17 protein-coding genes are annotated in these 16,957 nt (G+C 63.9%); 9 read left to right on the top strand and 8 right to left on the bottom strand.

Annotated elements, in window-relative coordinates:
• Positions 1-51 precede the first annotated feature (51 nt).
• The 4 genes from ACZ0BA_RS27500 to ACZ0BA_RS27485 form a co-directional block, all read right to left on the bottom strand.
• Complete coding sequence (locus ACZ0BA_RS27500; RefSeq protein WP_463454306.1) at positions 52-1,332, bottom strand: TRAP transporter large permease; 1,281 nt, start codon at positions 1,330-1,332, stop codon at positions 52-54.
• Positions 1,329-1,898, bottom strand: coding sequence for a TRAP transporter small permease (locus ACZ0BA_RS27495; protein WP_463454305.1), 570 nt, complete (start codon positions 1,896-1,898; stop codon positions 1,329-1,331). The genes ACZ0BA_RS27500 and ACZ0BA_RS27495 overlap by 4 nt, the downstream gene beginning before the upstream one ends.
• A 75-nt stretch (positions 1,899-1,973) precedes the next feature.
• Positions 1,974-2,960, bottom strand: coding sequence for a TRAP transporter substrate-binding protein (locus ACZ0BA_RS27490; RefSeq protein WP_463454304.1), 987 nt, complete (start codon positions 2,958-2,960; stop codon positions 1,974-1,976).
• 54 nt (positions 2,961-3,014) lie between these two features.
• Complete coding sequence (locus ACZ0BA_RS27485; RefSeq protein ID WP_463454302.1) at positions 3,015-3,236, bottom strand: hypothetical protein; 222 nt, start codon at positions 3,234-3,236, stop codon at positions 3,015-3,017.
• Here ACZ0BA_RS27485 and ACZ0BA_RS27480 point away from each other — a divergent pair.
• The 4 genes from ACZ0BA_RS27480 to ACZ0BA_RS27465 all read left to right on the top strand — a co-directional run bounded on the left by ACZ0BA_RS27480 (position 3,226) and on the right by ACZ0BA_RS27465 (position 6,212).
• Positions 3,226-5,118 (top strand): PAS domain S-box protein, encoded by a 1,893-nt coding sequence (locus ACZ0BA_RS27480; RefSeq protein WP_463454301.1) that lies wholly within the window; start codon positions 3,226-3,228, stop codon positions 5,116-5,118. The two genes, ACZ0BA_RS27485 and ACZ0BA_RS27480, sit on opposite strands and share 11 nt — an antisense overlap.
• Positions 5,119-5,706, top strand: coding sequence for a response regulator transcription factor (locus ACZ0BA_RS27475; RefSeq protein WP_463454300.1), 588 nt, complete (start codon positions 5,119-5,121; stop codon positions 5,704-5,706). It abuts the gene before it with no gap.
• Between the two features lie 64 nt (positions 5,707-5,770).
• Positions 5,771-6,055, top strand: coding sequence for a BrnT family toxin (locus tag ACZ0BA_RS27470; protein ID WP_463454299.1), 285 nt, complete (start codon positions 5,771-5,773; stop codon positions 6,053-6,055).
• On the top strand, positions 6,006-6,212 hold the full coding sequence (locus ACZ0BA_RS27465; RefSeq protein ID WP_463454298.1) for a hypothetical protein: 207 nt from the start codon (positions 6,006-6,008) through the stop codon (positions 6,210-6,212). The genes ACZ0BA_RS27470 and ACZ0BA_RS27465 overlap by 50 nt, the downstream gene beginning before the upstream one ends.
• Before the next feature lie 6 nt (positions 6,213-6,218).
• Here the strand turns inward: ACZ0BA_RS27465 and ACZ0BA_RS27460 are convergent, their stop codons facing one another.
• Positions 6,219-7,976 carry a DUF885 domain-containing protein gene (locus ACZ0BA_RS27460; RefSeq protein WP_463454297.1) on the bottom strand — a complete coding sequence of 586 codons (1,758 nt, stop codon included), beginning with the start codon at positions 7,974-7,976 and terminating at the stop codon, positions 6,219-6,221.
• Between the two features lie 67 nt (positions 7,977-8,043).
• On the bottom strand, positions 8,044-9,165 hold the full coding sequence (gene queG, locus ACZ0BA_RS27455) for a tRNA epoxyqueuosine(34) reductase QueG (RefSeq protein WP_463454296.1): 1,122 nt from the start codon (positions 9,163-9,165) through the stop codon (positions 8,044-8,046).
• 83 nt (positions 9,166-9,248) lie between these two features.
• Here queG and tsaE point away from each other — a divergent pair, with 83 nt between their 5' ends.
• Genes tsaE through ACZ0BA_RS27440 form a run of 3 tightly spaced genes read left to right on the top strand, consistent with a single transcriptional unit; the run spans position 9,249 to position 12,071 of the window.
• Positions 9,249-9,734, top strand: a complete 486-nt coding sequence (gene tsaE / locus ACZ0BA_RS27450; protein ID WP_463454842.1) for a tRNA (adenosine(37)-N6)-threonylcarbamoyltransferase complex ATPase subunit type 1 TsaE — start codon at positions 9,249-9,251, stop codon at positions 9,732-9,734.
• Complete coding sequence (locus ACZ0BA_RS27445; protein WP_463454295.1) at positions 9,698-11,182, top strand: N-acetylmuramoyl-L-alanine amidase; 1,485 nt, start codon at positions 9,698-9,700, stop codon at positions 11,180-11,182. The genes tsaE and ACZ0BA_RS27445 overlap by 37 nt, the downstream gene beginning before the upstream one ends.
• A 46-nt stretch (positions 11,183-11,228) precedes the next feature.
• Entirely contained in the window at positions 11,229-12,071 is an 843-nt protein-coding gene (locus tag ACZ0BA_RS27440) for a D-hexose-6-phosphate mutarotase (protein ID WP_463454294.1), read from the top strand.
• A gap of 15 nt (positions 12,072-12,086) precedes the next feature.
• Here ACZ0BA_RS27440 and ACZ0BA_RS27435 read toward each other — a convergent pair whose 3' ends face one another.
• The gene (locus tag ACZ0BA_RS27435) at positions 12,087-13,097 is read right to left on the bottom strand and encodes a carbonic anhydrase (protein WP_463454293.1); all 1,011 of its coding nucleotides are present in this window, start codon (positions 13,095-13,097) and stop codon (positions 12,087-12,089) included.
• A gap of 159 nt (positions 13,098-13,256) precedes the next feature.
• The gene (locus tag ACZ0BA_RS27430; protein WP_463454291.1) at positions 13,257-13,901 is read right to left on the bottom strand and encodes a VTT domain-containing protein; all 645 of its coding nucleotides are present in this window, start codon (positions 13,899-13,901) and stop codon (positions 13,257-13,259) included.
• 137 nt (positions 13,902-14,038) lie between these two features.
• On the opposite strand from ACZ0BA_RS27430, the gene ACZ0BA_RS27425 reads away from it, so the two are divergent.
• Together ACZ0BA_RS27425 and mutL are read left to right on the top strand one after the other, a co-directional pair.
• On the top strand, positions 14,039-14,962 hold the full coding sequence (locus tag ACZ0BA_RS27425) for a peptidylprolyl isomerase (protein WP_463454290.1): 924 nt from the start codon (positions 14,039-14,041) through the stop codon (positions 14,960-14,962).
• 8 nt (positions 14,963-14,970) lie between these two features.
• Positions 14,971-16,956, top strand: a complete 1,986-nt coding sequence (gene mutL, locus ACZ0BA_RS27420) for a DNA mismatch repair endonuclease MutL (RefSeq protein ID WP_463454289.1) — start codon at positions 14,971-14,973, stop codon at positions 16,954-16,956.
• The last annotated feature ends 1 nt before the right edge of the window (position 16,957 follow it).

Here is a 16,957-nt window from a genome sequence, read left to right as displayed (position 1 = left end):
GTATCTTTTTCGGTTTTTCCCGTTTTTTTCAGGTTGCAGCGCAGCGTTACTTTAAGAGTAAATTAAATTTGGGAGCCACAAAGAAATTTGTGGTACATATGTGACCAAAATCAAGAAGCCCAGCATTGTCAACAGCCATGGCCATACGGCAACGGTCAATTCGGTGATGCCCATCTTGGTAATACCGGAGGCCACGTACAGATTCAGGCCGACCGGCGGATGGCACATCCCGACTTCCATGTTGACTACGATCAAGATCCCGAAGTGGACCGGATCGATGCCTAATTTCATCGCTACCGGGAACAGAATCGGCGCCATGATCAGCACGATCGACGACGGTTCCATCACGTTACCGGCCAACAGCAGCAAGATGTTGGTCACCAACAGGAAGGTGATCACGCCCAGGCCCTGGCCGGTGATCCACTCGGCCATCGCCTGCGGGATGTTCTCGCTGGTCATCAGGAACGAGAACAGGATGGCGTTGGTGATGATGTAGAGCAGCATCGCCGACATCGCCGCCGAGTCCAGCAATACCTTGCCAACCTGCTTGAGCTTGAGATCCTTATAGACGAACACGGCAATGATGAAGGCGTACACCGCCGCCATCGCCGCCGCCTCGGTCGGCGTGAAGCTGCCGCTGTAGATGCCGCCCATCACGATGACGATCAGCAGCAGGCCCCAGGCGCTCTTGCGGAAGGTCGACCAGCGCTCGCCCCAGCTGGCTTTGGGCATGCGCGGATAGCCATGCTTGCGCGCCAGATACCAGGTGGTCAGGCCCAGCAGGAAGGCCAGCATAATGCCGGGCACCACGCCAGCCATGAACAGCTTGCCGACCGAGGTGTTGGTGGTGACCGAATACATCACCATCACGATGGACGGCGGGATCAGGATGCCCAGCGCGCCCGAGGTGGTGATGACGCCGGCGCCGAATGCCTTCGGATAGCCCTGGCGCACCATCGCGGGGAGAATGATCGAGCCGATCGCCACCACGGTGGCCGGCGACGAGCCGGAGACCGCAGCGAACAGCGCGCAGGCCAGCACGCCGGCCAACGCCAGGCCGCCGTGCCAATGGCCGACCATCGAACTGGCGAAGTTGATCATGCGCCGCGCGACGCCGCCGTGGGTCAGGAAATTACCCGCCAAAATAAAGAACGGGATGGCCATGATCTCGAATTTCTCGATGCCGGTGAACAGCTTGAGGGCCACCGTATCGATCGGCACCTCGGTCATGGTGAACAGGAAGGTCAGCACCGTCAGGCCGAGCGAGATGGAGATCGGCATGCCGGTCAACATCAGCGCCAGCAGCAGCACGAAGATAATCAGGGCGTTCATGCTTGGGCTCCTTTTTCAGCCTTCAATTCGTCGTCCAGACCCTCGACGTGCGAGTGGTCGTGCTTGGGCAATTCGCCGGTCTTGACGAAGGACACCAGCACCTGCAGGAAGCGGAAGCACATCAGGTAGGAGCCGAGCGGCACGGCCAGGTACACGATCCACATCGGCATTTCGAGGTCGGCCGAGGTCTGGTCGGTCTGCGCCATGTGGTGGACGAAGTTGGCGCCCAGGGTGCCGATGATGCCGGTGAACAGCGCGCCGGCCAGCAGGCCGAAGACGACGAATTTATTGCGCCAGGGCGTGCTCATGCGGTTGATGATGACGTCGACGCCGACGTGGATGCCGGTGCGCACGCCATAGGCCGCGCCGAACTTGGCCATCCAGACGAACATATAGATGCACGCTTCCTGCGCCCAGCTGGTATTGAGTTGAATCAGGTAATCCTGCAGGCCGGGAATCGGCAGCCCGGACAGGTAGCGGTGCAGCACCGATACGAAAATCAGAACGGTCGCCGCGCCCATGAGGGTCGCGATGATCCATTCTTCGAGTTTATCGAGGAATTTCATGGAGGGATCCTTCAGTGAGGAATTATGGACGGGGCGGCGAGCGCCACCCCGTCAGGCGAGCTATTTCAGTAAAACTTACTTTGCCGCTTCTTTGTTGATGGCCGAGATCAGGTCTTTACCGATCCGGCTTTCCATCGATTGCTGTACCGGCAGCAGGGCCTTGCGCCACTCCGCCTGTTCTTTCACGCTCAAGGTGTAGATCTCGGTCTTGCCGGTCTTCTTGATCGCTTCGAGCGCAAGATCGTTGTCGCGCTGGGCGATCGCCTTCTCGAAGGTGGTCGCTTCCTTCATCGCCTTGTCGAGCGCGGTGCGGATGTCCGGCGGCAGGCCGTCCCAGAACTTCTTGTTGACGATGACCGCGTAACCCAGGTAGCCGTGGTTGGACACGGTCACGTACTTCTGCACTTCATGCATCTTCTGCGTGTACATGTTCGATGGCGGATTCTCGGTGCCGTCGACCACGCCGGTCTGCAGCGCTTGATACACTTCCGAGAACGCCAGCACCTGCGGGTTGGCGCCCAGCGCGCGCATTTGCGCGTCCAGCACCTTGGACGACTGGATGCGCAGCTTCAGGCCTTTGAAATCGGCCGGCACGCGCAGCGGCTTGTTGGCCGACATGACCTTGAAGCCGTTGTCCCAGAACGCCAGGCCGGTGATGCCCTTCGGTTCCAGCTTCTTCATCAGACCCTTGCCGATTTCGCCTTCGGTAACGTTGTACAGCGCGGTCTTGGACGGGAAGATGTACGGCAGGTCAAAGGCCTCGAATTCCTTCACGCCCAGCGGGCCGAACTTGGCCAGCGACGGCGCCAGCATCTGGACGGCGCCCAGTTGCAGCGCTTCGAGCTCTTCCTTATCCTTGTACAGCTGGCTGTTTGGATAGACTTCGACCTTGACGCGGCCGTTGGTGGCCTTTTCGGCCAATTGTTTAAACCGCTCAGCGGCCTGGCCCTTCGGCGTGTCGGTCGCCACAACGTGGCTGAATTTAATGACGATCGGAGCTTGGGCGTAGGCGTTAAAGCTCAATGCTGCGCTCAGCACGAGCAATGCGTGTTTCAGTTTCATGAAGTCTCCAGAGGCGGTGTGAAAATACACTATTATTGTAGTTTGATAGATTCTTCAGGACAACGTCGCATTATTCAATTGTGGAAAACCACAATGATCCTTTTCCGCCAACGCTATACCCTGAGCGCCCATGACAAACCCGCATTCACAGCCGCTTTCAGCCCGACGCCCCAGCGCAAATTCGGCGCTGCGCTGGCTGCTGCCGATCGTGCTGGTGTTGTTTTTTCTCGCGATTTTAATTTGGTTGCCGTGGCAGGCGCGCCAGATGGAGAGCAACGAGCGTCAGGAACAGCTGATCGCCGATACGCTGTGGGTTGAGCAAACGATACGTTTTCAACTGGGACGCGACGAGGAAAGCCTGGCCGCGCTGGCGCAGGAGATCGGCCTTGGCCGCCTGACGCCGCAACAGGGCCACGACCGGCTGGCGCGGGTACTCCGGAACGGCAAGGAACTGCTGCGGGTGGTCTGGCTGCGCCCCGACGGCTCGCTGGCCGCCACCAGCGATCCGCAGGCCGCGCCGGTGGTGCTGACGCCGGCCTCCCGCGCGACCATGGAGCTGACCCGCAAGACCCGCAACGCCATGTACACGCAGCCCGAGGTCCAAGCGTCCAACCCCTCGGCCGCGCCGTCGGAAGTGCTGATGGATTATCACGTGCCGTTGTTCAGCGGCGCCGAGTATCTGGGCGACCTGGTCGCCACCTATAAAACCAGCGCCCTGCTCGACGAAATGGTGCCGTGGTGGTTCGCACAGGACAACCAGGTCACGCTGGTCGACCGCGACGACAAGGTGCTGGCGCGGCGCGCCGCCGCCGGCCCGGGTCATGGCGTCTACACCCACAAGCGCGCGCTCGACCTGCCGGGGGCCTCGGTGCGACTGGTGACGGACAGCGTCAAGAGCGCGCCCAAGCTGCTGCCCAATCTGCTGGTCGGCTCGGTCATCGTGCTGTCGCTTGGACTGTTATGGAGCCTGGTGGCGCTGTGGGGGCACATCTCGCGGCGCCTGGCCGCAGAGGGCGCGCTGCGCCAGCAGATGTCGTTCCGGACCGCGATGGAGAACTCGCTGGTGACCGGCCTGCGCGCGCGCGACCTCGAAGGCCGCATCACCTACGTCAATCCGGCGTTTTGCCAGATCGTCGGCTACCCGGCCGAGGAAATCGTCGGCCGCCTGCCGCCGATGCCCTACTGGGCGCCGGAGGCGATGGCGGAATACCAGACCCGCTTCGCGTCGGTGCTGGCGGGCCGCGTCACGCCGCAGTTCGAGACCTTCTTCCAGCGTCCCGACGGCCAGCGCGTGCCGGTGCTGGTGTTCGAGGCGCCGCTGGTGGACAACCACGGCAAGCAGACCGGCTGGATGGGCTCCATCCTCGATATCTCCGACCGCAAGCGCGTCGAGGAACTGAACCGCCAGCAGGAAGAAAAGCTGCAAGCCAGCGCGCGCCTGGCGACGATGGGCGAAATCGCCTCGATGCTGGCGCATGAACTGAATCAGCCGCTGGCCGCCATCTCCAGTTACACCACCGGCGCGCTCAATGTGCTGGGGCGCGCGCAGGACAACGGCAACGCGGTCGACGCCGGGCTGTTGAAGCCCGCGCTGGAACAGGCCAGCGCCCAGGCGCAGCGGGCCGGCCAGATCATCCGCAGCGTGCACGAATTCGTCAAGAAGCGCGAACCGCTGCGCCAGTCCGTCGGCATCCAGTCGCTGCTCGACGGCATCCAGGCGCTGATCGAGCTGCAGGCGCGGCAAAGCTACGTCTCGTACCAGACCAACATTCCCGAAGATTTGCCGGCGGTGCTGGCCGACCGCGTGATGATCGAGCAGGTGCTGTTGAACCTGACCCGCAACGCCATCGAAGCGATGCAGCACATTCCGCCACAGCGGCGCGTGCTCAACGTGACGGCGGAGTATGATGCGGCCACCGCGCAGGTAAGCGTGGCGGTGATCGACCAGGGCCACGGCATTCCGGACGAGGTGGCGCAGCGCCTGTTCTCGCCGTTTTTCTCGACCAAGGCGGAAGGCATGGGCATGGGACTGAACATCTGCCGGACTGCGATAGAATTCCACGGGGGCTCGCTCACGTACAGCCCCAATCCGCAAGGCGGGACCATATTTACGTTCGTGCTGCCGGCGGTGACGGTGGCCACGGAACAGGAGACTTAAATGCTGCATATCGTCGATGACGAAGCGGTCGTGCGCGACTCGCTGACCTGGCTGGCCACTTCGCGCGGCATCGCTTCGCGCGCCTACGAGGGCGCGCTAAAGTTCCTGCAACAGGTGGAGCTGGGCGAGTTCGACGCCGACGGCGACTGCCTGCTGCTCGACGTCCGCATGCCGGACATGAATGGCGTGGCGGTGTTCGACCAGCTGGCCGCGCGCGGGCTCACGCAGCGCCTGCCGGTGATTTTCTTGACCGGCCATGGCGACGTGCCGATGGCGGTCGACACGTTAAAACGCGGCGCCTTCGACTTCTTCGAGAAGCCGTTCAACGACAATCAATTGATGGACCGGGTGCAGGAAGGCCTGGCCGGCTCGCGCAAGGCCGGCGAAATGGCAGCGGTGCACGCGCGCCTGGCGACGCTGTCGGTGCGCGAGCGCGAGGTGCTGGACCTGATCCTGGCCGGCAAAATGAACAAGGTGGTGGCCGACCAGCTGGGCATCAGCATGCGCACGGTCGAGGTGCACCGCGCGCACATCTTCGACAAGATGCAGGTCAAGACGGCGGTCGAGCTGGCGGGCTTGCTGAAGTAAAGCCCCATCAACTTGCTTGATTTCCCTCATATCGCCGCCTAACATGGGATGACATGATCGCCCGATGATTACATGGGACGACAATAAACGGCGAGAAAACCTACGGAAACACGGCATCGATTTTGCTGACCTGGAAGCCGTTTTTGACTATCCAATGCTGTCCGAGCAGGACAGCGGCGCCGGGCACAACGAAATACGTTTAAAAAGCCTGTGCATGTTTCGCGGGAACGTTGTCGTCATGATCTGGACAGCACGTGACGACAACGCGCGCATCATCTCTTGCAGATACGGTGACAAACATGAAACGCAAAAGTATTTTAGAAACCTATTTCACCCAAGAACAAATTGACGCGGCAATTGCGAGGGCACCCGATTGGGTTGACGATCCGGATTCGCCTTACGATCCAAATGATGAGGCAGCGGTAGAGGCCTACTGGTCAAAGGCCAAGATCACGCTGCCCGGCCAACACCCGTTCCAAAAAACGCCAAAAAAAACGGGTACCTGACGCGCATCACCCCTTCTGCGTGGCGATCCACTCGTCCACCACTTTCTCCAGCACCGACAGCGGCACATCGCCCGTCTGCAGCACCGTGTTGTGGAAGCCTTTGATCGAGAACTTGTCGCCCAGCGCCTTCTCCGCCTTAGTGCGCAGGTCCAGGATGCGCAGCATGCCGATCTTGTACGCGCACGCCTGCCCCGGCATCACCACATAACGCTCCACCTCCGCCGCCGGAATGCCGTAATCGATGCCCTGCTGGCGGGTCCACTTCATCGCATGCAGGCCGGTATCGACCACCAGCCGCTTGGCGCGGAACAGCTCCGCGTCGAGCTGCCCCAAACGTCCCACGGTATCGCCGTCATACCACTTGTTTTCCGCCGCCAGCTGCTCCGCATACAACGCCCAGCCCTCGACATACGCCGAACCGGAACCGAACACGCGGTCGCGGCGATAGCGCGGCAGCCCGTTGTTCTCCTGCTGCAGCGCGATCTGGAAATGATGGCCCGGCACCGCCTCGTGGTACACCAAGGTGCGCATGCCAACGATGCGGAAGTCCGGTCCCGGCATCGGCGCCCAGAATACGCCCGGCAGCGTGCCGTCCTTGGCCGGCGCCGAGTAATGCGCGGCTGCCGTCTTCTCCGTGAACGCAGGCTCGCGCTTGACCACCACCGGCGCTTTCGGCGTGACGTCGAACAAATCCTTCGCACGCGCCTCGGCGTCGCGCATCAGCGCATCGTAGCGCGCCAGCATCGCCGGACGCGGGTCGGCTTCCTTCGGCTGCGAATCGGCTTCCAGCTTGACCATGCGCTCCTTGATGCCGCCATCCTTGTAGCCCAGCGACGCCAGCAAACCATCCATCTCCTTCTCGATGCGCGCCACTTCCTTCAGGCCGATCTCGTGGATCTGCTGCGGCGTGTAGTCGGTGGTGGTCATGCGGCGCAGCGCCAGCGCATACGCTTTATCGCCATTGGGCAGGCGCCACAGGCCGGCATCGGCGGTGGTGCGCGGCAGCTGCTCCTGCAACAGCTTGCGGGTGCGTTCGAAGGCCGGCAGGATGGCCTGCTTGACGGTGGCCGTGGCCTCGGCGGTGAATTTGGCCTGCTGCTCCGGCGAGACATCCTTCAACGCCGCCATGCGCTGCGCCAGCGAGGCGACCAGCACATTCTTTTCCGCGTCGCCATCGAGGAAGCGGTCCAGCTGCCCGATCGACGATTGCGTGATAAAGGTCGGCATCAGGAAGCCACGGCCGGCGGCGCCCTGCGCACGCGCGATGCCGGTGTCGATCTTGCCGGCGACGGCCTTCAGGCGCGCCAGATAGTTTTCGACGTCGCGCTTGTTGCGGATCGGATGCTGCTGCGACAGGAAGTTCACCAGCTGCACATGCAGGCCGGTGAACTGGTTGAATACGAACTGGTGATCCTCGAACGCCACCGCGTCGACCGTGCCCTGCAGGTTCCACGCGATGGCTGCGGCGCTGGCGCGCTGCTGCGGCGTCAGCGCCTTCTGGTCGATTGCCGCCAATTGTTTGAGCGAGGCTTTGGCCTCGGCCACCTGGGCCTTGCGGTATTCCGGCGTGTTCGGCGTCAGCGCGCGGTCCAACTGGTCCTGCTCCTTGCCGCCGAAGTACTGCTTCTGCGTGGCCTGTTCCGGATCGCTGCGCACCTTGGCGTTGGCGACCTTGTCGGCCCATGCGTCGAAGCTGACCGCCTGCGCGGCGAGGGAAAAGGAGGCGTCGGCGAGCAGCGCTATGAACCTGGTTGAAGTTTGCATGGGCATCGGTCTCTAAAGGGAAAATAACCGCATGAGTGTAGCCCAATCGGGCCACGCAAACCAGCGCTCAGGCCTGCGGCGCGGGCGCTTCGGCGTGACAGGCCAGCGCCCATTCGACATGCTCGCGCACCAGCGCCGACGGGTGCCGCAGCCGCGCCGTGAGCGCGCCGACGATCGCTGAATCGCCCCTGGCGCCGGCCGCCGCCGCGTTACCCAGGCCGACCGCCAGATTGCGCAGCCAGCGCTCATGGCCGATGCGGCGGATTGGGCTGCCCTCCATCTTGCGGTTAAATTCTTCCTCGCTCCAGCCGAACAACTCCACCATCGAAGCGCTGCCCAATCCATGGCGCTCGTCGAAATCGGGCAGCACCGCGCGCTGCGCGAACTTGTTCCACGGGCAGGCGGTCTGGCAGTCGTCGCAGCCGTAGACGCGGTTGCCGATCAAAGGCCGCAGCTCGAGCGGGATCGCGCTTTTCAGCTCGATGGTCAGGTAGGAGATGCAACGCCGGGCGTCGAGCCGGCCCGGCCCAAGGATCGCCTGCGTCGGGCAGATGTCGATGCACGCCGAGCACTGGCCGCAATGGGCGCCGGTCGGCGGGTCGACCGGCAGCGGCAGGTCGACCAAAAATTCCCCCATGAAGAACATCGAACCTGCCGTGCGGCTAAGCAGCAAGGTATGCTTGCCGCGCCAGCCCAGGCCCGCCTTCTCCGCCAGCGGCAGCTCCATCAGCGGCGCCGAATCGGTGAACACGCGGTAGCCGAAATCGCCGATTTCGGCCTTGACCTTGTCGGCCAGCTGCTGCAGCCGCGCGCGCAGCACCTTGTGATAATCCCTGCCGCGCGCGTAGACCGAAATGACCGCCGCCGACGGATCGTCAAGCCGGCGGCGTTCGCGCTCGCGCCAGTCCTGCGCACCGCCGTTTTCGTCGTCCCTCGGCAGATAGTTCATGCGCGCGCTGATCACCCGCACGGTGCCGGGCACCAGTTCGGCCGGGCGGGCGCGCATCATGCCGTGGGCCGCCATATAGTCCATTTCACCGTGCATGCCCGCGTCGAGCCACGCCCGCAAGCCCGCCTCGGCATGACTGAGGTCGATGTCGGTGATGCGGATTTCGGCGAAGCCCAGCTCCACACCCCAGCGCTTGATGCTGAGGGCAAGTTCGGCTAAATTGGATTCTGGCAAGGACATTCAGTGGCTTAACGAGGGTACACCCTGCAACGACGCGGGCGGTTACAATGGCTGGCGATCCAACCAACATGACATTCTATTCGATGCAGCACTTCACAGCCCATCTCCACGACGAAGCCGCGACCGCCGCACTGGGCGCGGCCCTGGCGCGCACGCTGGCGCCGGGCCTGACGATCTACCTGCACGGCGACCTTGGCGCCGGCAAAACCGCCCTCACCCGCGCCCTGCTGCACGCGGCGGGCCACGCCGGCACCGTCAAAAGCCCGACCTACACCTTGTCGGAACCATATCGGATCGATCTGGGCGGCCGCGCGGTGAGCGTCATCCATTTCGATCTGTACCGCATGGGCAGCCCCGAGGAATTCCTCGACGCCGGCTTCCGTGAAGACTTCAACGGGGACAACATCTGCATCGTCGAGTGGCCTGAAAAGGCCGACCGCGTGCTGCCGCCGCCCGACATCGACCTGTACCTGACCGTGGCCGGCAACGGCCGTGATGTAGAATTGCAGGCGTCCACCGCCCTGGGTAACTCATGCCTTCAAAGCCTCAAATTCGCTCCCAACATGTGAGCGCGGAGTCCACTCCGGCCGTCTCGCGGCGCACCGTCCTGAAGGCCGGCGCCACCCTCATGCTGTCGGTGACCTCGCTGGCGGCGCCGCTGCGCGCCAGCGCCGCGCAAATCCTGGCGGTGCGCGTGTGGCCGGCCGACGACTACACCCGCGTGACGCTGGAAAACGACGCCGTCCTCAAGGCCACCCACTTCATCGTCAAGGACCCGGAGCGCATGGTGGTCGACATCGAAGGGCTCGAACTCAATCCCACGCTCAAAAGCCTGGTGGCCAAGATCCAGTCCAACGACCCGTACATCAAGCAGGTGCGCGTGGGCCAGAACCGGCCCAACGTGGTGCGCCTGGTGTTCGATTTGAAGGAAGAAGTGCGGCCGCAGGTGTTCACGCTGCCGCCGGCGGGTAATTACAAGGACCGCCTGATCTTCGACCTGTATCCCGTCAAGGAAGTCGACCCGATCGCCGCGATGATCGAAAAGGGCAACTGGTCCAGCGACGGCAAGCCGCCGTCCGAGTCGGCATCCGCAGCCGCGGGCAGCACGCCGAAAGGCGACATGCCGCCGCTCAAACCGGGCGAAGCGGAAATGGCCGCCAGCGCGCCGACGCCGCGCGAGCAGCTCGAAGCGCTCAAGCCGGACATGAAGGCCGAGCCGCGCATCGAATTGCGCGACCAGGTCAGGACCGCCGAGGCCCAGGCCAAAGCCGCCGACAAGGCTGACAAAGGCGAAAAGAACAACGTGGTGAGGATGATCACCATCGCGCTCGACCCCGGACATGGCGGCGAAGACCCCGGCGCCTCCGGCAAGAACGGCAGCAGGGAAAAGGACATCGTGCTGGCCATCGCCAAGCGCCTCAAGGCCAAGCTGGAGGAAGCGCCCAACATGCGCGTGATGCTCACGCGCGACGGCGACTACTTCGTCCCACTCGGAAAACGCGTGGAAAAAGCGCGCAAGGTGCAGGCCGATTTGTTCGTGTCGATCCACGCGGACGCCTTCGTGCAGCCGACCGCGCGCGGCTCGTCGGTGTTCGTGCTGTCGGAAAAAGGCGCCAGCTCGACGGCCGCGCGCTGGCTGGCCGACAAGGAAAACCAGGCCGACACCATCGGCGGCGTCAACGTCAAGAACCACGACCGCCAGCTGGCCAGCGTGCTGTTCGACCTGTCCACCACCGCGCAGATCAACGACAGTCTGAAGCTGGGCAAATCGGTGCTGGGCGAGATCGGCGGCATCAACCGCCTGCACAAAGGCTCGGTCGAGCAGGCCGGCTTCGCGGTGCTCAAGGCGCCCGATATTCCGTCGATCCTCATCGAGACGGCCTTCATCTCGAATCCGGAGGAAGAAGCCAAGCTGCTCGACGACGGCTACCAGAACCAGCTGGCCAACGCCATCGTCAAAGGCATACGGCGTTATTTCGCCAAGAATCCGCCGCTGGCGAAGAACCGGCTGACCTGACCGGTATGACCGGCACCCATCACTTCATTCACCTTACGGAAGAACCATGGCTGTAGTTACGATGACAGAATTCGGCGCCCTGCCCGCAGTACGCCTTACCGCCGCCGATGGCGCGCAAGCGACGGTGTCGCTGTTCGGCGCCCATCTGCTGTCCTGGAAAACCGCCGACGGCAAGGAGCGCCTGTTCGTCAGTTCGCAAACGCCGCTCGACGGCAGCAAGGCGATACGCGGCGGCGTGCCGGTCATCTTCCCGCAGTTTAATGTGCGCGGCCCTGGCCTGCGCCACGGCTTCGCCCGCGTCAGCACCTGGCGCCTTGCGGACAGCGGCGGCGATGGCGGCCGGTCGTTCGTGGAGTTCAGCCTGAATCAGGACGATCTGGAGTCGGAACACGCGCAGGCTTGGCCGCACGCCTTCGAGCTGACCTTGCGCTTTACCCTGCACGGCGACGCCCTCGACGCCGATTTCACGGTCCATAACAGCGGCGCCCAGGCCTTCCCGTTCGGCGTGGCGCTGCACACCTATTACGACGTCGGCCACCTGAGCGCGACCAGCATCAGCGGCCTGCAGCACCAGCAGTATACCGACCATCATCTGAACACGGCCAGGCAAGAGCATCCGGCGCTGCACTTCACCGAGAAGCACGACCGCCTCTATCAATCGACGCCGTCGCTCACGCTGAACACGGCCAACGCCACGCTGCGGCTCGAGCAGCAGGGTTTCAGCGAATGGGTGGTGTGGAATCCGGGTCAGGCCGATGCGGCCGCGCTGGTCGACCTGGCCGACGACGAGTATCTGCGCTTCGTCTGCATCGAGCCGGCGCGCGTGGACCAGCGGCCGCTGGAAGCCGGCGCCGCCTGGACCGGCAAGCACCGCATCTGCGCCGACTGAGTTAAAGGCCCGTCCTTAGTTCGATTCTTTGATGATACGGCCGGAGCCCGGCTGGACCGGCCGCGAATTCAAGGGATACAGGCGGCTGAACAGCGCCAGCTGGGCCGGCGAGGCCTGCACCGGCTCCTTCATCACCAGCCATAGCACGCCCTCCTGGCAGGGCGGCGTCGTCATCGATCCCATGAAGGTGAAGTAGTCGCGCCGCGCCGGCAGCAGGTCCATCGGATCGAGCACCACCGACGGCGCCTGCGTCTCCAGTTTTTCCAGCGGCAGGTTATTCCACACCGTCTGGATCACCGGCTGCGCCTTGCCGCGCTCCAGCAGCAGCGCCAGCATGGCAATGCGCCCTTCCACGTCCTTGTGCACCAGGTGCACCACCATCTCATAGCCCTTGCCGTTGATGCGCTCCTCGGACGGCCGGTGAAAATGGAACTGCACCAGTTCATACATGCGGTTCTGCACCGTAAGGAAGTTGCCTCCTCCGACCATCACCTGCACCGTGTGGCCGTTGTCGGTGACGTTGAATGTCGACGGGTGGTAGTCAAAGCTGATCTGCTCCAGTTCGACCTTCATGCCGTCGCGGATATCGATCGGCGATTGGCGGTTGCCGCTGCCGCATTTGGCCCACGCGGGATTGATCTTGCCCCAGTTGGCGGGACCGGTCTCGCCTTCGTAAGACCAGGTATTGCTGAAGAATTTGGGCGCGGCCGGCGGCGGCGCGGCGGCAACCACCGCGGCCGCCTTCTTGGCCTTGGCCGCCGCGGCGGCCCGTGCCTGCTGGTTGGCGCGCATGATGGCCAGGCGCGCGGCGATTTTGGCCGACAGTTCGGCTTCCGCATCGGCTTCGGTCGGCTTGCGCACCGGCGAGGCCGATGCGCCCGATGTGCCGGATGCGCCGTCACGCGCGCCCACACCCGCGATCGGGGATTTCGCCGACGGCGAAATGAGCGGATCGGTTGCGGCGGCGGCGGTCGTGACGACGCAGCAGCAGGCAATCAGGGTGAGAAGGACGGGCACGGTACGCATGAGTTTCCAGAGTAAGAAGAATTACATACTGGTTTACGGATGCATTTGGGCAAAACTTGAGACGTGCCGACGTTGGCAGGGAGAATTATTTCTGGAAGAACCCGACGCGCGGACGGCGCGCCGGGGTTGATACAAGCGAGGAGCGAGGCTGGCTGCGGCTTAGCGGCCCATCACGCGGCGGCCCAGCTTCCAGGCGCCGCCCAGTGCCATCGGCACCACGGCCACGCCGACGCCGACCATGACGATCTCGGTCAGGTGGTCGCGCACCAGTGGAATGTTGCCGAAGAAATAGCCGGCCGTGGTCAGCAGAACAACCCACAGCACCGCGCCGGTGATGTTGTACAGCTGGAAGCGCGTATGCGTCATGTCGGACACGCCCGCCACGAACGGCGCGAAAGTGCGCACCACAGGCACGAAACGCGCCAGCACGATGGTCTTGCCGCCGTGTTTTTCAAAGAAGTCGTGGGTTTTGCGCAGGGCGTCCTTGTTCAGCCAGCGGTAATCGTGGGTGAAGACCTTCTGCCCGATGGCCTCGCCAATCCAGTAATTGAGCGTATTGCCGGTCACCGCCGCCGTAATCAGCAGGAACATCAGCAGCGCCAGGTTCATCTCGCCCACCGCGCACAGCGCGCCGGCGATGAACAACAGCGTGTCGCCCGGGAAGAAAAACAGCACGACCAAGCCGGTCTCGCAAAAGATAATCGCGAACAGCACCGCGTAAACCAGGGTGCCGTATTGTTGAATGATCACTTCCAATGTTTTGTCGACATGAAGGATCATGTCAAAGAATTGCGCGAAATCCATATTCTTCCCATAAAGTGTGCGCCGGAATCATACACCACCACTGCCGCGAACGCCCGAAGTTTCCAGCCGTTGCCAAGCAGTTTACAATCGTCCGTGTGCCCGCAGCAAGCGGACACGCCTAACCAAGGAGATTCCGGATGTCCCTGACCGATTTTCTACGTATTTATACTTACGCCATCCCGTTCACCGCGCTGGCCGCGACCGTCTCGGCGGCCGACCTCCCGGCCAGGCCGAGCGCCGGCGATCTGGTCAAACAATCCAAAGCCACCGACTGGCGTCCGCTCGACCCGAACAACACCCTGTACATGGAACTGCCGGGCGGACGCGTGGTGATCGAGCTCGCGCCCGACTTCGCGCCCCAAAACATCGCCAACCTCAAGACCCTGGTCAGGGAAAAGTACTTCGACGGCCTGGCGGTGCTGCGCTCGCAGGACAACTACGTGGCCCAGTGGGGCGATCCGGACATCGAAAAGAACCCCAAGCCGCTCGGCACCGCCAACGCCAAGGTGGCCGGCGAATTCACCGTCCCCATGGCCAATGATAAGCATTTTGTGCGCCAGATGGACTTCGACGGCTACGCGCCGCAAATCGGCCACTCCAACGGCTTCCCGGTAGGGCGCGATCCGAAGACCAAAACCACCTGGTTGGCGCATTGCTACGGGATGGTCGGCGTAGGGCGCGACAACGCCACCGATAGCGGCAACGGCGCCGAACTGTATGCCGTCAACGGCCACGCGCCGCGCCACCTGGACCGCAACATCACCGCGATCGGACGGGTGGTGTCGGGCATGGCGCTGCTGGCGACGCAGCCGCGCGGCGGCGAGGCGATGGGCTTCTATGGTGCGAACGAGACCAAAACGCCGATCAAATCGGTGCGTCTGGCGGCCGACGTGCCCGAGGCGGAGCGTAGCAACCTGGAGGTGATGCGCAGCGAGGCGCCGATTTACAAGCAGGTGATCGAGGCCCAGCGCAATCGCGGCGGGCCATGGAACAAGTTCTCGCCCAACTACGTCGAGTTGTGCAACGCGCCGATACCGGTGCGCGAGCGCCCGGCGTTATAATCCCTGCGATGAACGCGCCCGACACCACCACTCCCCGCTCTCCACGCCCGATCCAGGCCCTGCCCGACCAGCTGATTTCGCAGATCGCCGCCGGCGAGGTGGTCGAGCGGCCGTCCGCCGTCGTCAAGGAGCTGCTGGAAAACGCGCTGGACGCCGGCGCCACGCAAATCACCGTGCGGCTGGAGGAAGGCGGCGTCAAACGCATCGCCATCACCGACAACGGCCGCGGCATCCCGCCCGAGCAGATGCCGCTGGCGCTGGCCCGGCACGCGACCTCGAAAATCGCCTCGCTGAACGACCTGGAAAACGTCGGCACGCTCGGCTTCCGGGGCGAGGCGCTGGCGTCAATCGCCTCGGTGGCCGCCGTCACCCTGACCTCGCGCACCGCCGACGCCGCGCACGCGTGGGAAATCGTCGGCTCGCACAACGGCACCGTGGCGCCGTCGTCCGGCGCGCTGGGCACCACCATCGACGTGCAGGATTTGTATTTCAACACGCCGGCGCGGCGCAAGTTCCTCAAATCCGAGCAGACCGAATTCGGTCACTGCGCCGAAGTCGTGCGCCGCATCGCGCTGGCGCGGCCGGACGTGGCGTTCTCGCTCAGTCACAACGGCCGCACCATCGACCACTGGAACGTCAGCGAAATGGCCAAGCGCAGCGCCCATATCCTCGGCGACGGCTTTGCCGAGGCGCGCCTGCCGATCGACGAAAGGGGCGGCGCGCTGCGCCTGCACGGCTACGCCGGCCTCCCGACCGCCTCCAAGGCGCGCGCCGACGGCCAGTTCTTCTACGTGAACGGCCGCTTTGTGCGCGACAAGGTGCTGGTGCACGCGGTCAAAGCCGCCTACCAGGATGTGCTGCACGGCGACCGCTTCCCTTCCTATGTGCTGGCGCTCGAACTCGATCCGGTGCTGGTCGACGTCAACGTCCACCCGTCGAAGATCGAGGTGCGCTTCCGCGACAGCCGCGCGGTGCACCAATTCGTCTTCCACGCGGTGCAGCGCGCGCTGGCATCGACATCGGCCACCTCGCACGGCAGCGTGCCGTCGCCGCTGCCGGCGGCCGAAAGCCTGGGCAGTGCGGCCTGGCGCGGCGAGCAAACCTCGTTCGGACCGCTGCTGGGGCCCGCGCTTCTGGATCCGGCTTATTCGCCGACGTTCTCGCCGTCGCCGTTCGGATCGCGTAGTGCCGATGGCGCTAGCGCGGGCTTCGGTGCCGGCGCTGGCTATGGCACGCCGCGCTTTGGCGCCAACGAGGGCGGCGTCGCCCAGAACACCGAGAAGTATGGCGCGCTGTTCGGCGGCGCCGGCCGCATCGACGGCTACCGCGCCGAAGCGGATATGACACTGCCGCAAACGAGTCCGTTCACGGTATCCGCCGCCGCCATGGCGCAGGAGGAGTTCCCGCTCGGCTTCGCGCTGGCGCAGCTGCACGGCATCTACATCCTGGCGCAGAACACCAAGGGGCTGGTGCTGGTCGACATGCACGCCGCGCACGAGCGCATCCTGTATGAACAGTTAAAGAACGCGCTGGAGAGCCGTGTCGCCGGCGAGGAGATGCAGGTGCAGCCGCTGCTGATCCCGGTCACCTTCTACGCCGACGCCATCGAAGTGGGCACCGCGCAGGAACACCAGGAGACCTTGCAGGCGCTCGGCTTCGACATCGCCGCGCTGTCGCCGACCACCCTGGCGGTGCGCTCGGTGCCGGTGCTGCTGAAGAACGCCGACGCCCAAACCCTGGCGCGCGACGTGCTGCGCGACGTGCGCGAATTCGGCGGCTCGCGGGTGCTGATCGAGCGCCAGAACGAACTGCTTGGCACCCTCGCCTGCCACACGGCGGTGCGCGCCAACCGCATCCTGTCGACCCAGGAAATGAACGCCCTGCTGCGCCAGATGGAAACCACCGAACGCGCAGACCAGTGCAACCACGGCCGCCCGACCTGGGTGCAGGTGGAAATCGGCGCGCTCGATAAGCTCTTCCTGCGCGGCCAATAAG

Source organism: Duganella sp. AC917, assembly GCF_979258245.1.
This window is presented reverse-complemented; position numbering and strand designations above follow the sequence as displayed.

Excerpts from the sequence above, each read along its gene's own strand:
- ACZ0BA_RS27445 (WP_463454295.1), top strand. The coding sequence starts at position 9,698 with ATGCCTTCAAAGCCTCAAATTCGCTCCCAACATGTGAGCGCGGAGTCC.
- ACZ0BA_RS27495 (WP_463454305.1), bottom strand. The coding sequence starts at position 1,898 with ATGAAATTCCTCGATAAACTCGAAGAATGGATCATCGCGACCCTCATG.
- queG (WP_463454296.1), bottom strand. The coding sequence starts at position 9,165 with ATGTCCTTGCCAGAATCCAATTTAGCCGAACTTGCCCTCAGCATCAAG.
- ACZ0BA_RS27425 (WP_463454290.1), top strand. The coding sequence starts at position 14,039 with ATGTCCCTGACCGATTTTCTACGTATTTATACTTACGCCATCCCGTTC.
- ACZ0BA_RS27465 (WP_463454298.1), top strand. The coding sequence starts at position 6,006 with ATGAAACGCAAAAGTATTTTAGAAACCTATTTCACCCAAGAACAAATT.
- ACZ0BA_RS27460 (WP_463454297.1), bottom strand. The coding sequence starts at position 7,976 with ATGCAAACTTCAACCAGGTTCATAGCGCTGCTCGCCGACGCCTCCTTT.
- ACZ0BA_RS27500 (WP_463454306.1), bottom strand. The coding sequence starts at position 1,332 with ATGAACGCCCTGATTATCTTCGTGCTGCTGCTGGCGCTGATGTTGACC.
- ACZ0BA_RS27480 (WP_463454301.1), top strand. The coding sequence starts at position 3,226 with ATGGAGAGCAACGAGCGTCAGGAACAGCTGATCGCCGATACGCTGTGG.
- mutL (WP_463454289.1), top strand. The coding sequence starts at position 14,971 with ATGAACGCGCCCGACACCACCACTCCCCGCTCTCCACGCCCGATCCAG.
- ACZ0BA_RS27440 (WP_463454294.1), top strand. The coding sequence starts at position 11,229 with ATGGCTGTAGTTACGATGACAGAATTCGGCGCCCTGCCCGCAGTACGC.
- ACZ0BA_RS27490 (WP_463454304.1), bottom strand. The coding sequence starts at position 2,960 with ATGAAACTGAAACACGCATTGCTCGTGCTGAGCGCAGCATTGAGCTTT.
- ACZ0BA_RS27435 (WP_463454293.1), bottom strand. The coding sequence starts at position 13,097 with ATGCGTACCGTGCCCGTCCTTCTCACCCTGATTGCCTGCTGCTGCGTC.
- ACZ0BA_RS27475 (WP_463454300.1), top strand. The coding sequence starts at position 5,119 with ATGCTGCATATCGTCGATGACGAAGCGGTCGTGCGCGACTCGCTGACC.
- tsaE (WP_463454842.1), top strand. The coding sequence starts at position 9,249 with ATGCAGCACTTCACAGCCCATCTCCACGACGAAGCCGCGACCGCCGCA.
- ACZ0BA_RS27430 (WP_463454291.1), bottom strand. The coding sequence starts at position 13,901 with ATGGATTTCGCGCAATTCTTTGACATGATCCTTCATGTCGACAAAACA.
- ACZ0BA_RS27470 (WP_463454299.1), top strand. The coding sequence starts at position 5,771 with ATGATTACATGGGACGACAATAAACGGCGAGAAAACCTACGGAAACAC.